Below are 14,401 nucleotides of genomic sequence, written 5' to 3'. Positions count from 1 at the left end.
TCATGAGCCTGTCAGTCCCTCAAGCAAGGGGCTGCACACAAAATTCTTCGGCTTTCCTAGAGCTTTGTCGCGATCTTATCGACTGCATAGGCCTCGATGATATCGCCGGATTTGACATCGTTGAAGTTTTCGACGCTCAACCCGCATTCATACCCCTGCTGCACGTCACGCACATCATCCTTGAAGCGCCGTAACGAACCAAGTTTACCCTGATAGACCACCACATTGTCACGAATCACTCGGACTCCGACGCTGGACCGAGAGATCGTCCCGTCGATCACATAGGTCCCTGCTACGGCTCCGATCTTTGGAATCGTAAAGACCTGCCGTACTTCCGCTCGTCCCAACACCCGCTCTTTCAGAGTCGGCTCGAGCAAGCCTTCCATCGCAGCCTTGATATCGGCGATGGCGTCATAAATGATCGTGTAAAGCCGGATGTCGACACCTTGCTGTTCCGCCAATGCGGTTGCCTTTGGCTCCGGCCTGATATTGAAACCGATAATGATGGCTCGTGACGCGGAAGCGAGCAGCACATCGGATTCCATGACCCCACCGACTCCGTTATGAATCACGCGCAGCTTGACGGCATCCGTCGAGAGCTTTTCGACGGCGCCCGCCAAGGCTTCCGACGAACCTTGCACGTCGGCCTTGATGACAATGGCCAACTCCTTCACCGACCCTTCTTGAATCTTCGCAAAGAGATCATCCAAGGACACTTTCGCGGGGCCGGTGAGTTCCGCCGCCCGACGCTTTTGGGCTCGTTCCTCCGCTATCTCTCGGGCGACTCGCTCGTTGGAGACGACATGAAAGACATCCCCCGCCGATGGAACGCCCGGCAAGCCGATGACTTCCACAGGAATGGACGGCCCTGCCTGCTGCGCTTTTTCACCACGGTCGCTAATGAGAGCTCGGACACGGCCGCTGAACGTTCCGACGACATACGCGTCGCCCACCCGCAGAGTTCCGCTCTGGACCAACACCGTCGCAACCGGACCTCTCCCTCGTTCGATCTTGGCCTCGATGACGGTGCCTTTAGCCTGCCTGTGCGGATCCGCCTTGAGTTCAAGCACTTCCGCTTGAAGCAAGATCATCTCGAGGAGAGTATCGAGGCCCGTCTTCTGCTTGGCGGACACCTCGACCATAATGGTATCGCCACCCCAGGCTTCGGAAATGAGTCCATATTCCGAGAGAGCATTTTTTACCCGATCAGGATTGGCGGTCGGCTTGTCGATCTTATTCATCGCCACGATCAGCGGCACGCCCGCCGCCTTGGCATGGTTGATCGCTTCGATAGTTTGCGGCATCACGCCATCGTCTGCCGCAACGACCAAAATGACGATATCCGTGACCTTCGCGCCGCGAGATCGCATGGCCGTAAAGGCCTCATGGCCTGGAGTATCCAGAAACGTCACTTGCTTGCCGCGCACGGAGACCGTGTAGGCGCCGATATGCTGAGTAATGCCCCCCGCTTCTCCTTCCGCCACTTTTGTTTGGCGAATCGCATCGAGGAGCGACGTCTTCCCATGATCGACGTGCCCCATAATGGTCACCACAGGCGGTCGAGGTTCCGGCCGCTCATCATCGCCCGTCTCAACGACATCTTGCAGCAACTCGTCCCCAACTTTCTCGACGGAGATTTCAACTTTGACTCCGCTTTCCTCGGCAAAAATCGATGCGGCCTCAAGGCTCATAGGTTGGTGAAACGTCAGCATTTGCCCCATATCCATCAGTTTTCGAACGATGTCCGCCGGCCGTTGACCGATCAACTCAGCGAATTCTTTGACCGTTGTCCGAGGAGTCACTTTCACGCTCTTCCGGCGCGGTTTAGTGATTTCTGCCGGGGTGCTATGGTGAACATGCTTGGATCGGTCATCGCGGCGCTGCACCGGAATCGCGCGAAGGTCTTGCCAGCGGGCGGCGTCCTCGCGTAATTTGACGTCTTGCTGCTCGTCCTTAGGACGGCCTGTTTTTTTCGCTTTCTTGAGCTTTTCCTTGAGCGCCTCTGCTTCGATGGCTTCAAACGCCATGCTTTTCTTTTTGCCCGTCACAGACTCCAGAGTCGCCGCCCCTGGCATCGGCGGCGCGATGGTCGGCTTGGCCGGCGGCGCTTCCTGCTTCGCAACGAGTGGCATCGGTATGGGGGGAGAACCTTTGCTCGAACCGTCTTCCGCCGGCAGACTACGGTCGTCCGGGCCACCGCTCGGAGGATGCTCAACGGATGGGAACGGTGTCGCCTCGGCGCTTGGGGTCGCCGGCTGCGGCGAACGCTCAGCTTCGATAATCGAGGCTGACGCAACGGCCTCAATCGGCTCTTCTTCCTTCTTTCGCTTGATAAGAATGCGGCGCTTGTCAGGCTTGAGCGGCTCCTCGACGACATGGCTTCTTGCCGCCGCGGTTTTACTTTGACTCGCAGGCTCCGCCAACTTTGCACCGACCTCTCCCTCGATTCCCGTCCCTCGGCTCTTCGATTTTGCGGCCAACTTATCCAACACTTTCTGAACGATCTCCTCGTCGAGTGTACTGCTGTGAGATGTAACCGACACCCCCATCTTCTTGAGCTCGGGGATGAGCACCCGATTTTCCATGCCTAACTTCTTCGCAAGTTCGTATACACGCATAGCCATTGGGACGGTTCCGTATTCTATCCGCTCGTTGCTTCCTCAGCTCTGGCGGCCTGCCGAGCTTCTTCTTGCAGTCGCTGCGCTTCGGTTTCCTCCGCGAGCGCGGCCTTGATTTCCTTATCGCGTTCCACCTTTTCCTTTTCGTATTCGGTGGCGCTGATGATGTCGATCTTCCACCCCGTCAAACGCGCCGCAAGCCTGACATTCTGACCGTTTTTTCCGATCGCCAACGATAATTGCGAATCGGCTGCGACCACAAGCGCCGACTTCTTCTCTTCGTCGATCCCGACCTTTTCGATCGTGGCGGGATTTAAGGCTTCGGCGATAAAAACTCGCGGATCCTGGGTCCACGTAATGATATCGATCTTCTCGCCCCGCAGCTCGCGAACGACCGCCTGCACGCGCGAGCCTTTAATGCCGACACAGGCCCCCACCGGATCCACGGCCTTTTCACGGGACGTGACCGCAATCTTCGTTCGATCGCCCGGCTCCCGAACGACGGATCTGATTTCAATGATCTTTTCCATGACTTCCGGCACTTCGAGCTCGAAAAGTTTTGCCACGAACTGCGGATGACTGCGAGACAGAATGACTTGAACATCCTTCGGCGTGCGGCGCACCTCCAACAACATCGCTTTCACACGATCGCCGCGTCGATACGTTTCGCGCGGAATCTGCTCCTGGATGGGCAGGATGGCCTCCGTCTTTCCCAGGTCCACAAGATAATTCCGACGTTCCATGCCCAAAATGATTCCCGTGACAAGATCGCCCTGCCGCGTCGAATATTCTTTTTGAACCGCTTCCCATTCCGCCTCGCGCACCTTCTGGAAGATCACTTGCTTCGCCGTTTGCGCGGCAATCCTTCCCAATTCATTCATTTCGATCAGCGATCCGATTTCGTCGCCGACCTCCGCCTCGCTATCGTATTGGCGAGCTTCCTGGAGGGAGATCTCCGCCTTGGGGTTGCTGACCGTTTCTACGATGATCTTCTTGGAGACGACGGAAATTTCCCCCGTTTTGGGATCGATCTCCACTTGGATGTTTTCGGCTTGACCGAAACGTTTCTTCGCGGCGGTCTGCAGGGCGGATTCGATGGCCCCGATGACTCGGGCCTTGTCGATCCCTTTCTGACGCCCGATTTCGTCGATCACGGAAATCAGTTCACGATTCATACGTCACGCTCCTGCATCCGGTTACCACTGACAATCTCCCACGTTTCGCTCCCCCTCTAGATCTTCACGACGAGCTTTGCTTCGGCAATCATGTCTCGACTCAGTTTCACCGTGTGGGATGTCCGCGCGGCAACCACCGTCAGCACGACCGCCTCTTCATCCACCTGCATCAGCCGACCGGCGATCTTCCACTGGCCTTCGAGAGGCTGCCGAAGCTTGAGACTCACCTCTTTTCCAATCGCCCGTTGATAATCCTGGGATCTCTTGAAGGGTCGATCAAGACCCGGAGAAGAGACTTCAAGGGTATAGGCATGGGGAAATGGATCGGCCACATCCAGCGCCGGTCCTAGAGCCTTATGTGCCTGCTCGCAGTCTGTGATGCTGACTCCATCCGGTTTAGCGATCAGAACGCGAACGACCGAGCGAGGACCTTTCCCCACGCACACCACATCAACCAATTCAAGCCCAAGCGTCCATAAGATCGGCGAAATGATTTCGTGCAACCGATCGGCAACCGGTTGCGGACTCCTGCCCGGTATGCTCAGCCCATTTCCCTTTGACATGTATCCAAACAAAAAAGTGGGCATAAGCCCACTTACAGAGGCAGCACCATATCATGCACCCCAGTGCAAAGCAAGGGCACTAGCCGGTCAACATGGCCCATCGAGCAGCCAGCGTTTTCGTGATCGGACCAGGCCGGCCGGAGCCAATGGTTCTTCCGTCGATCTGGACAACACCGAGTACTTCGAGCGTGGTTCCCGTCAGAAATACTTCATCTGACTGATACAGCACATCGACCGGAATGAACCGTTCTTCGATCACGATATCATCTTTTTTCGCCAACTCTAAGACCACGGTTCGTGTGACGCCGGATAGAATTCGAGGGCCTTCGGGAGCCGTCATAATCATCCCGCCCCGAACAGCCATGACATTGCTCAATGCGCCTTCCATGACGAAGCCATCTCTGACCAAAATCGTTTCGAAGACGCCGGCCTTTTTCGCTTCTTCGCGAGCAAGGACATTGGCCAGCAGATTGACGCTTTTGATGTCACAGCGCCCCCATCGGAGATCTTCCCTGGTGCCGGCGCTGACGCCGGCGCTACGCACGTCCGCTGCCAGAGGATGAAATTTCCTGATGGTCATGACGACCGTGGGGAGGATATCGGAAGGGAAGCCATGCTCACGGGGAGCCACCCCTCTGGTGACCTGGATATAGATCTTGGCCTCTTGATATCCGGCCAGACTGAGGCCTTGCTGAACCCACCCGAGCCATTGCTCCCTGGTATAGGGCTGGCGAATCGAAAGTTCTCCCGCGCTCCGATTCAGCCTGGCAAGATGGGCACCGAACTCGAACGGTCCCCCACGATAGGTGCGAATGACTTCGTAGACGGCATCCCCGAATTGGAACCCCCGATCATCGATGGAAACCGTCGCCTCTTCCCAAGGCAAAAAACGACCGTTGATGAACGCGATGTCGGGCATAGTTCAATTTCGGGAGGCCGGTCCCGCTTCGATTCTGAACACGCGCTGATCTTCCGCGGTAAATTTCCACCCCATGCGCTTTTCGAAAAGCAACTGATAGACCCCTGATTGTACGGCTTTAAACTCGAAGATGCGCTGCCCGTTTTCCACCGCATTATTGCTCGCGACACAAAGAAACTCATCACTGAGAAGGGCAAGCCCTTTGGCATCATACGACGGCACCCACTGTTCACCCCTGGTGCGATCTTCCCATAGATGGATGGCGAATGCCTGGTCGACCGTGACGACACGGCGATCACCGCCGTCCAACACAGGATTGTGACCGGCACCGGGAACACTCACGTCGATATCCTCATCCCTGTCGCGAAGACACCCATATCCGCCTGACTTTCCTTTTTACATTTTCCGCCGAGAGCCAATCAGAACATCATTCCCGTCCACCCGGATTTCATAACTCCCGACACAATACCCACCACCGTCGGTGCCTTGCCCATTTCTGATGTCGAACGCCAGATCATGCCAGGGACAGGCAATGACATACCCTTTGAGCCTCCCTTCAATAAGGGGCCCTCCCTCGTGCGGGCAGCTATTATGAATGGCGTACAATTTCCCCTCGACGTTGAACAAGGCGATCGGACGGTCATTGACCGTGACCATCTTGGATTTTCCAGGAGGCAACTCATCGAGCTGTGCGACTTTTTGAAACCCATCCATCATATGTGGATCCCCGTCTCGTAGCCGCTACATGCGAAGGGCATACTTGAGCTCGTCGCCTTTTGCGACTCCTGTTGTCTTAATGAACCCTGATTCTACCTGGATCACATACCGCGCCGCTTCCGGCGGCGGCCCGAAAAACGGGCACGGATCTTTGGCGCACGGTTCCGCATGTTCCAACATATGCACCACATGATGCCCCTCGTCCACCCACAAAATATCGATGGGGAATCGATATTCCCGGGTCGTCACACGATGCAACCCATTTTCCTCAAAGATATAAAGCATGCCTCCGTGTAGGGGCAAGCCCTCACGAAAAGCAAGTCCAAAGAGCAACTTCTCCGGCGTGTCCGCCACTTCGGCTTCGAGTTCAACACCGCTCGGGAACGTGACGACGATGATGCTCGATTCCTTGCGCTCAACGAGGAACACCGATGCGCTCATCAGGAGAAGAGCGAGCAGAACCATCATGATGTTCCGCTTCTTCCGCTGCTCTCGATCGCTCGCCTGGGCCTGATCAGATGCCATAGTCAGATGCCATAGATGGTGGTCGACGGTCTCTATCTCTGCTGGGGCCAATGCCCCATACGGAATAGCACCCTAGGTCTTCTGAGCGGATTCCGTTCAGTTGACTTGGAAAAGAATCGAGTAATAAAATGCTTCTCCGCGTATCTGCTCACCATGGATGAGTGTCGCAATATGGTGTGGGCCGCGTGAACTTGTCAACGTTCTAGTAGTCAGGCTTTTGGAGTGAGAAGGAGGCTTGGGTCATGGCATTATTGATTACGGACGAATGCATCTCTTGTGGAGCATGTCTGCCGGAATGTCCTAATGAAGCGATCTTTGAAACTCGAAGTGACGCGGAGACCAAGGGCAATCACGTCGGCGACGGACAAGGTGTCGGCGACAACATTTACGTCATCGCACATGACCGTTGCACCGAATGCGTTGGTCACTTTGATGAACCCCAATGTGCTGCGGTTTGTCCCGTCGACAACTGCTGCATTTCAGACCCTCTCTATCCTGAAACGACGGATGTGCTTCTGGAGAGAGCGAAGACTTTGAATCCCGATAAGGCCATCGATCCTGCTAAAGTGTGGAGCGGCGTAAGAAACTGAGCCTGTTCAAGTGACTGTCTGTCGGGCCCTCGTTCCGGATGGAACGAGGGCCCTTTCTTTTGGACTGTTATGACCGAACAATGAAAATGAAATGAGAAAGGCCTCGGTGAGCTTCACCGAGGCCTTTCTTGCCGACTGAAATCCAGGCAGCCTACTTCAGCATGAGCAACTTGCCGCCGACATGGCCCGGATGCAAGTGGCAACGATATTCAAGAACATTTCCCCCGGCATAGAACAGATCGCTGGTCGGAACACCGATGTACCGTGTCTCGCCTGGTTTAAGCACCAGCTTGGTATCCAGAACTGTCGGCGCCGATTGATTCCCTGCGGCGCCGAGATGGAATCCATGTTCAGCCGTTGAATTATTTGTGACCTTCAATAGAACCGGCGAGCCTGGACGTGCCTTAAAATCGATAACCGTCATGGGAGGATACCAAACCTTCATGTTTCCAATTTCAACAGCAAAGAACGAAACATCCACGCTCAGTTCCTTAAACGGCTGGCCGACGACAGAACCCGTTTCCAGATCTCCGGTCTCTACACCTCCTGCTTGAAGCGCATACGAACCCGAAACCCCGGCCAATACCATTCCAAGGCCAAAGAAGACCGCCAACATCGTCTTGCCCATGACTACCCCCCTTGCAAATATTAAGAAGAAACAAAAAGAGGCTTGTGAATATACGTCGCCAAGTATGCGGAGGGTACCACCGCTTCTACACGGTACACCCGTTGGCTACGGTGTCTCCCGACATTCTGGACGCCACAAGGCTGCTTTTATAACATACGGGTTAAAACGGAAGCAATCGCTTTGGAATCGCCGAAGTTGCAGGAACCGTCACTCATGCCATGGAATCCAGCCCCACTGGCGACTGCCGCGACGGTCCCTGATGAAGCGGCTGTGAATCGCTACCTCATATACCAATCGTCTCGGTGCCGGACGATCGACGCCACCGGTGAGGGAGCGCCCCGCTTAAGTATTTGCCGAAAACTCCGATAGGGAAGTTGAGGAGCTGCAGCATGCCCATCATTCTGGCGGTCAACGGAATCGTGGAGGCCTATCCGATCAAACCGGCTGGTCCGCGGAATGCCCGACCTGAATACTCGAGGGAGCGGGAGCATCATGGTCACCACGGCGCTTCGCTGGATCATTCAGCCTTGGCCGCACAAATGGCCTATCAACAGCAAAGCGTCGACCAATCACACCCGAAACCGGCGATCCTCGCGCGTGATCTGATGAGCGCTCCGGTTTTCTCTCTTCCATCCGACAGCATCTTGCTGAACGCCTGGACGAGCATGTCAGACAAAGGATTCCACCATATCCCCGTCACGTCGATGCACGACACCCTCGTCGGGATGGTATCGTATCGTGACCTGCTCCACCATACGCCTGAACTGATCACGGCAGCCGATACGCGGCAGGCCTCCAGGCGGCGATTGGCGGAAATCATGACGCCGCGAGTTATTTCGGCAACCCCCGTGACGGAAGTCCGGGAGATTGCCCGTGTCATGCTGGATGAACAGATTCATGCGGTTCCGATTTTGGATCACAATCGCCGTCTGGTCGGCATCCTTGCCACCCGAGATCTCCTGCAGGGTATCGCGAACCACGGCCCACTCGAACTCTGGACCTAACTTCCCCGCTGTGACTTCATGCACAGACCACCACCGGTCTTGCTCGATGCGATGCAATGATCGTCGTCGTGACTGAGCGGGACGATTCTCGGACTACCCCCTCGCCTTGCTCATCACAAGTATGACCATCGAGAAAACGTCGCCGCTTGACCGATAGGGTGTCCGGCAGGATCGATCACATTCCAAATCACGGCTTGCTCGACAAGAAATCGTCTTCCCGTCGAGGAAATTCGCACCCCCCGATATCCGTCGAAGTAGCCGGTGAGCTTTGCTCGCTCCAACATTTTTGCCCGCTCAATACGATCGTCTGCCTCAGCCGTGAGTCGCGACGGCGTTTGGATGAATGGTTCCCAGGACAGCTCCCACAGATCCAAGGCGGCTTGATTGCCATAATTTAAGATCGGGTCCGGCTCCACACCGTGCGACACAACGACAACGGATGCCTCGAATAACCGAAGGGCCTGTGCCGTTCGGTCATCCGCCCGATCGATGAGGTCTTGGCTGGTCCAATGGAAATAGCTCTCCAGCAACCGGTGACTCCACTCAACAATACGCGGTTCGTTCCAGAGCCTGGATTCCATCGGTGCGGTGGTACCACGTCTCATGGAGCAGGGCAAGCTCTCGGCGCGCACTTGTCAAGACCATAGGACTTCTCTGTATAATGACGATTCGAATTCATAAAGACGGGAGTAGCCATGGCAGGCAAAACACTATTCGATAAAATTTGGGATGCGCATGTCGTGCGGGCGGAACCGGATGGGACCACGCTCCTCTACATTGATCGACAACTGGTTCATGAAGTCACCTCTCCTCAAGCGTTTGAAGGGTTGAAGCTGGCCGGGCGAACGCCTCGACGACCGGCCGCAACCCTGGCTGTCCCGGATCACAATGTTCCGACGACCGACCGGAAGCTACCGATCGCCGACCTCATCAGCGCGAAGCAGATTCAAACCCTCGAGGAAAACTGTCGCGACTTCGGCATTACCTTCTTCGGCATGGATGACATCCGGCAAGGCGTTGTGCACGTCATTGGCCCCGAGCAAGGATTCACCCTGCCGGGGACGACGATCGTGTGCGGGGATTCCCACACCTCAACCCATGGGGCGTTCGGCGCATTGGCATTCGGTATTGGAACCAGTGAAGTCGAGCATGTGCTGGCGACGCAATGCCTCGTCCAAAAACGACCGAAGACGATGGAGATCCGAGTGGAGGGGACCCTTTCCGATCGCTGTTCGGCAAAGGACATTATTCTCGCGATTATCGGAACAATCGGCACGGCCGGTGGAACCGGTTACGTGATTGAGTACACAGGGTCGGCTATTCGCGCGCTGAGCATGGAAGGGCGCATGACCCTCTGCAATATGTCGATCGAGGGGGGAGCCCGCGCCGGGCTAGTGGCCCCCGATGAGAAGACGATCGCCTACTTGAAGGAACGGCCGCTTGTTCCGAAAGGGGATATGTTCGAACAAGCCGTGCGGGCGTGGCAGCGGCTCACCACCGATCCGGATGCCAAGTACGACGCAACCGTCTCGTTACAGGCTGAAGGCATCGCGCCTCAGGTCAGTTGGGGAACGAGTCCGGGCATGGTGCTCGGTGTCGATCAAAAGATCCCGGATCCACGAACGATGTCCGATGCGAAGACGAAGAGCGCGACGGAACGTGCCTTGACCTATATGGGGCTCTCGCCCAACACACCTATTACGGATATTGCAATCGACCGCGTCTTCATCGGCTCCTGCACGAATTCACGGATCGAAGACCTCCGTCTGGCAGCCAGCCTTGCCAAGGGGAAAAGAGTGGCCAAGTCCGTGCATGCCATGGTGGTCCCGGGGTCCGGACTCGTCAAACAACAGGCGGAAGCGGAAGGCCTTGATCGCGTATTTCGTGAAGCAGGATTCGAATGGCGAGAGGCCGGATGCAGCATGTGTCTGGCCATGAATGCCGACGTCCTGCAACCGGGTGAACGTTGCGCCTCCACCAGCAATCGCAATTTTGAAGGCCGTCAAGGAGCGGGCGGGAGAACCCATCTGGTGTCGCCTGCGATGGCGGTCGCCGCGGCCATCGAAGGTCACTTCGTCGATATTCGACATTGGAGCTGATGACGCTATGGAACCGTTTACTCTACTCACTGGTCTCGTTGCCCCATTGGATCACATCAATGTCGACACGGACCAGATCATTCCGAAGCAGTTTTTAAAGACGATCAAACGGACCGGACTCCGCGAGGGCCTCTTTTTCGACTGGAGGAAGGAAAAAGACGGATCGCCCGATCCGGACTTTTTCTTGAATCAACCGCGCTATCAATCGGCCTCGATCTTATTGACGCGCGATAATTTCGGTTGCGGCTCCTCTCGCGAACATGCCCCCTGGGCTCTGTTGGATCAGGGGTTCCGCTGCATTATCGCCCCGAGCTTTGCCGACATTTTTTATAACAACTGTTTTCAAAACGGCATTCTCCCCGTGGTGCTGAAGGCCGATGAAGTGCTGGCTCTCATGAAACAGGCCGTCGGCACCGAGGGATACCGGCTCACCGTCGATCTCGGCAGCCAAACAGTCGTCACGCCGGAGAAGACGACGTACCGGTTCGAAATCGACCCATTCCGCAAGGATTGCCTCTATCGAGGACTTGATTCGATCGGCCTCACGCTCCGACATGAGCCTGAGATCACAGCCTATGAATCTCGTCGAAAGACCGACGCTCCTTGGTTGTTCAGCGACATTCATTCGTAACCGAGGAGATGCCGGTGAAATTATTTCTGACGCTTCTCTTCTTTCTAGGCGCTGCCTATCTCACGGTCGTGTTCAACTGGACCTATTCGGATGGAAACCGGGCGGGATACATTCAAAAATTTTCGACGAAGGGCTGGCTTTGCAAGACGCATGAGGGAGAGTTGGCCATGACAACCGTGCCGGGAACGGCCCCTGTCCTCTGGCAATTTACGATCTGGGACGATAAAGTTTCCGCGCAATTGTCAGAGGTCATGGGAAAACGGGTGATCTTGCATTACAAAGAGTATCGCTACATCCCCACCACGTGTTTCGGCGAGACCACCTATTTCGTGGACAAAGTCGAAGTCCAAGAATAGTTGTATCCGCTCCCTGTTGTTCAAAAAGTCCTCTGATCTCACCCTCCCGACCCCGGCGCGCCCGCTTCGCCTGTTTCAAAATGACGCGAGAACGAAGCCGGAGGGCTTTTCAACATCTGCTACAGCCATTTCTTGCGACGGAACCCAATGAGCATGACGGCCGCCACAAGACCCATGATGCCGACCGCCATCGGGTAGCCCCAGGGCCATTTCAATTCCGGCATATACTCGAAATTCATGCCGTAGATACCCGCGATAAAGGTGAGCGGCATGAAAATCGTGGTGATGACCGTCAAAACCCGCATGACGGCATTCAGTCGATAGCTCACGCTCGACAGATAAATGTCCAGGCTGGCCGAGACCATTTCCCGCAAGGTTTCGATGGTGTCGACGATCTGCACCACATGATCATAGACGTCACGGATAAAGATCTTTGTGGACTCATGCAGGAACGGACAGTCCGAGCGGGACAGACCGTTGATCGCTTCCCGGAGCGGCCAGACGGCACGGCGCACGAACAACAACTGCTGTTTCAGCCCATGAATGTCTTTGAGGATGTCCGGCTTGGGATCGGCCATCACCCGTTCCTGCAACGACTCGATCCGCTCGCCGAGCAGCTCCAGGATCTCAAAGTATTGGTCGACGATGGCATCGATCAGCGCATAGAGCAGATAATCTGAACCGTTTTGCCGAAGCCGCCCTTTCCCGCCTTTCAGACGGTCCCGCACCGTGTGAAAAACATCGGTGCCGTTTTCCTGGAATGAGAGCACGTAATTTCGTCCAAGGACGAAGCTCACCTGCTCGACGACAATGTCCCCTCGCTCGGAGGCCGTCAGCATCTTCATCACAAGAAAAAAATAGGTCTCATAGTCGTCGAGCTTCGGACGCTGATCCGTGTTGGCGATGTCTTCCAGCAGAAGGGGATGAAGGCCGAAATGTTTCCCGAATCCTTCCAACACGTCAACCTTGTGGACCCCGCCGACATTCACCCAGGTGACGGTTTCGTCGGCAGGCAGTTGAAGCGCGTTCAGGTCGGTGACCACATGCTCCTCACACCGCGCACCGGCATAATTGAACAGGGTCATGCTCACGGCCTCGGCCCGCTGTTCGCCGATATGAACGAGCGTCCCCGGCGAGAGCCCCGTCTTCTTCGATCGTTTCTGGACCAGTTTCATCGTCACGTGCTTGTACGCAGATTTAGGGACCAGGTCAAGCCGCATATGCTCGGTTCTTTCCATCCGTCTCCAAGACTGTTACTCTCCATGTCATGACATGGAACGACGAGCTGGATGTTCTCAGCAAGGCGATTCGAAAGGCCGGAGCAGAAGCCTTGCGATTTGCCCTCGACGGCTTTGACACGATTCAAAAGCCGGACCAATCCCCCGTAACCTCAGCGGACCTGGCCGTGAATGAGATCCTCCTCTCCCACCTGACGTCGGCGTTTCCTGAGGATGGATGGCTCTCTGAAGAATCGCCTGATCGTCCGGACCGACTTCAGAAACGACGGGTCTGGGTGGTTGATCCGATAGACGGGACAAAGGCGTTCATCAGTGGTGAACCGGAGTATTGCATTTCCGTCGGCCTCATTGAACAGGGCCGACCTGTCGTGGCAGGCATCTTCAACCCTTCCACGGACGAGTTATTCACCGCAACCCTGGGCGGAGGGCTGCGCCTCAATAATGAACCGGTTGCTCCACCAGCTTCGTGGAACGGTCGAGACCCGGTCATCGCCCTGAATCAATGGGAGCAACAGATGGGCCGCTTCACCGCCCTGGAACCATCGATCACGAAGCGGCCTATCCGCTCCATCGCTTGGATGCTCGCCCTGACCGCAACCGGCCGCATTGGGGGGGCCGTCACCTGGGAACCTGAAAATGAATGGGATGTTGCCGCAGGGACACTTCTCATCGCGGAAGCAGGGGGAATCATCTCCGATGGCTTCGGACAGGAACTCATCTTTAACCGACGCGAGCCTCGCTATCGCGGCATCATCGCCACCGGCCCACACTGTCCCGAGGCGCTCGCGCAACGGCTCCGACTCCTGACCTGTGGAAACGACAACGGCCTTGCCTAACGGCCGGGAAGTGGAGGATCAGGGCGCAGGAGGAGTGTCTCCGAGACGTGTCACGGATGTTTTCTTGGTCAGATGGAACGTGCCGCCCTTCTCTGATGGTGACGTATCGGCACCGATTCGCTCATACCACCAGGTCCCCTCGCCTTCCACGGAATCCGCAGTGAGGGTCACACGGAAGCCGCCGTCCCGATCATTTTCCTTTTGGGACCACTTCCCGACCCACGTCCGGCCGCTGAGCCGAATGGTTTCGAATCGGCCATCCTTGAATGCATACGTGCCGTTGCCCTGATTATCGAGTCGGAGGACGACGGCCCCGCCGTCTTCGTATTCCCATTCCCCCGCCAGGACGGAACGATCACCAGCCGAATGGTCAGTGAAAACAGAGAGAGGACCCGTCGCCCGATGACCGCATCCCGTCAACATCAGCGCAGCAACGGCAGCGACCACGGAAGCAAGGCGCAGGCTCATGGTCGAGTTCATAGCACGGGCTTGCGCTTCAGGC

Annotated in this window: 17 protein-coding genes; 6 read left to right on the top strand and 11 right to left on the bottom strand. The window is 56.2% G+C overall.

Annotated features, from left to right (window positions below; all coding sequences use genetic code 11):
• Positions 1 to 56 precede the first annotated feature (56 nt).
• The 7 genes from infB to COMA2_RS12650 all read right to left on the bottom strand — a co-directional run bounded on the left by infB (position 57) and on the right by COMA2_RS12650 (position 6,517).
• The gene (infB, locus tag COMA2_RS12680; RefSeq protein ID WP_090898697.1) at positions 57 to 2,618 is read right to left on the bottom strand and encodes a translation initiation factor IF-2; all 2,562 of its coding nucleotides are present in this window, start codon (positions 2,616 to 2,618) and stop codon (positions 57 to 59) included.
• 23 nt (positions 2,619 to 2,641) lie between these two features.
• Positions 2,642 to 3,793, bottom strand: a complete 1,152-nt coding sequence (gene nusA, locus COMA2_RS12675) for a transcription termination factor NusA (protein ID WP_090898694.1) — start codon at positions 3,791 to 3,793, stop codon at positions 2,642 to 2,644.
• A 56-nt stretch (positions 3,794 to 3,849) separates the two neighbouring features.
• Positions 3,850 to 4,356 carry a ribosome maturation factor RimP gene (locus COMA2_RS12670; protein WP_175304583.1) on the bottom strand — a complete coding sequence of 169 codons (507 nt, stop codon included), beginning with the start codon at positions 4,354 to 4,356 and terminating at the stop codon, positions 3,850 to 3,852.
• A gap of 79 nt (positions 4,357 to 4,435) precedes the next feature.
• On the bottom strand, positions 4,436 to 5,275 hold the full coding sequence (dat, locus tag COMA2_RS12665; protein WP_090898688.1) for a D-amino-acid transaminase: 840 nt from the start codon (positions 5,273 to 5,275) through the stop codon (positions 4,436 to 4,438).
• Between the two features lie 3 nt (positions 5,276 to 5,278).
• Positions 5,279 to 5,617 (bottom strand): protease inhibitor I42 family protein, encoded by a 339-nt coding sequence (locus tag COMA2_RS12660; RefSeq protein WP_175304582.1) that lies wholly within the window; start codon positions 5,615 to 5,617, stop codon positions 5,279 to 5,281.
• Between the two features lie 54 nt (positions 5,618 to 5,671).
• Entirely contained in the window at positions 5,672 to 5,992 is a 321-nt protein-coding gene (locus COMA2_RS12655) for a Rieske (2Fe-2S) protein (protein WP_217490739.1), read from the bottom strand.
• Between the two features lie 24 nt (positions 5,993 to 6,016).
• Positions 6,017 to 6,517, bottom strand: a complete 501-nt coding sequence (locus COMA2_RS12650; protein ID WP_090898682.1) for a DUF192 domain-containing protein — start codon at positions 6,515 to 6,517, stop codon at positions 6,017 to 6,019.
• A 242-nt stretch (positions 6,518 to 6,759) separates the two neighbouring features.
• On the opposite strand from COMA2_RS12650, the gene COMA2_RS12645 reads away from it, so the two are divergent.
• Positions 6,760 to 7,107: a YfhL family 4Fe-4S dicluster ferredoxin gene (locus tag COMA2_RS12645; protein WP_090898680.1), complete on the top strand. Its 348-nt coding sequence runs from the start codon at positions 6,760 to 6,762 to the stop codon at positions 7,105 to 7,107.
• A 151-nt stretch (positions 7,108 to 7,258) separates the two neighbouring features.
• On the opposite strand, the gene COMA2_RS12640 is transcribed toward COMA2_RS12645, so the two are convergent.
• The gene (locus tag COMA2_RS12640) at positions 7,259 to 7,735 is read right to left on the bottom strand and encodes a cupredoxin domain-containing protein (protein WP_090898676.1); all 477 of its coding nucleotides are present in this window, start codon (positions 7,733 to 7,735) and stop codon (positions 7,259 to 7,261) included.
• Positions 7,736 to 8,124: 389 nt separating this feature from the next.
• Here COMA2_RS12640 and COMA2_RS12635 point away from each other — a divergent pair, with 389 nt between their 5' ends.
• Complete coding sequence (locus COMA2_RS12635) at positions 8,125 to 8,739, top strand: CBS domain-containing protein (protein WP_090898673.1); 615 nt, start codon at positions 8,125 to 8,127, stop codon at positions 8,737 to 8,739.
• Between the two features lie 113 nt (positions 8,740 to 8,852).
• On the opposite strand, the gene COMA2_RS12630 is transcribed toward COMA2_RS12635, so the two are convergent.
• On the bottom strand, positions 8,853 to 9,344 hold the full coding sequence (locus COMA2_RS12630; RefSeq protein WP_217490738.1) for an MEKHLA domain-containing protein: 492 nt from the start codon (positions 9,342 to 9,344) through the stop codon (positions 8,853 to 8,855).
• A gap of 90 nt (positions 9,345 to 9,434) precedes the next feature.
• Between COMA2_RS12630 and leuC the strand changes: the two genes are divergently transcribed.
• Genes leuC through COMA2_RS12615 form a run of 3 tightly spaced genes read left to right on the top strand, consistent with a single transcriptional unit; the run spans position 9,435 to position 11,825 of the window.
• Positions 9,435 to 10,838, top strand: a complete 1,404-nt coding sequence (gene leuC, locus COMA2_RS12625) for a 3-isopropylmalate dehydratase large subunit (protein WP_090898668.1) — start codon at positions 9,435 to 9,437, stop codon at positions 10,836 to 10,838.
• Between the two features lie 7 nt (positions 10,839 to 10,845).
• Positions 10,846 to 11,469: a 3-isopropylmalate dehydratase small subunit gene (gene leuD, locus COMA2_RS12620; protein ID WP_090898666.1), complete on the top strand. Its 624-nt coding sequence runs from the start codon at positions 10,846 to 10,848 to the stop codon at positions 11,467 to 11,469.
• A 14-nt stretch (positions 11,470 to 11,483) separates the two neighbouring features.
• On the top strand, positions 11,484 to 11,825 hold the full coding sequence (locus tag COMA2_RS12615; RefSeq protein ID WP_217490737.1) for a hypothetical protein: 342 nt from the start codon (positions 11,484 to 11,486) through the stop codon (positions 11,823 to 11,825).
• A 119-nt stretch (positions 11,826 to 11,944) separates the two neighbouring features.
• Here the strand turns inward: COMA2_RS12615 and corA are convergent, their stop codons facing one another.
• Positions 11,945 to 13,045, bottom strand: coding sequence for a magnesium/cobalt transporter CorA (corA, locus tag COMA2_RS12610; protein ID WP_175304581.1), 1,101 nt, complete (start codon positions 13,043 to 13,045; stop codon positions 11,945 to 11,947).
• Between the two features lie 47 nt (positions 13,046 to 13,092).
• Here corA and COMA2_RS12605 point away from each other — a divergent pair, with 47 nt between their 5' ends.
• Entirely contained in the window at positions 13,093 to 13,899 is an 807-nt protein-coding gene (locus COMA2_RS12605; protein ID WP_090898661.1) for an inositol monophosphatase family protein, read from the top strand.
• Positions 13,900 to 13,917: 18 nt separating this feature from the next.
• Here the strand turns inward: COMA2_RS12605 and COMA2_RS12600 are convergent, their stop codons facing one another.
• On the bottom strand, positions 13,918 to 14,367 hold the full coding sequence (locus tag COMA2_RS12600) for a hypothetical protein (RefSeq protein ID WP_090898659.1): 450 nt from the start codon (positions 14,365 to 14,367) through the stop codon (positions 13,918 to 13,920).
• Positions 14,368 to 14,401: the final 34 nt, after the last annotated feature.

It is taken from the genome of Candidatus Nitrospira nitrificans, assembly GCF_001458775.1.
GTDB lineage: Bacteria > Nitrospirota > Nitrospiria > Nitrospirales > Nitrospiraceae > Nitrospira_D > Nitrospira_D nitrificans.
Note: the sequence above shows the minus strand (reverse complement) of the source record. Positions and strands in the feature narration are given on the sequence as shown.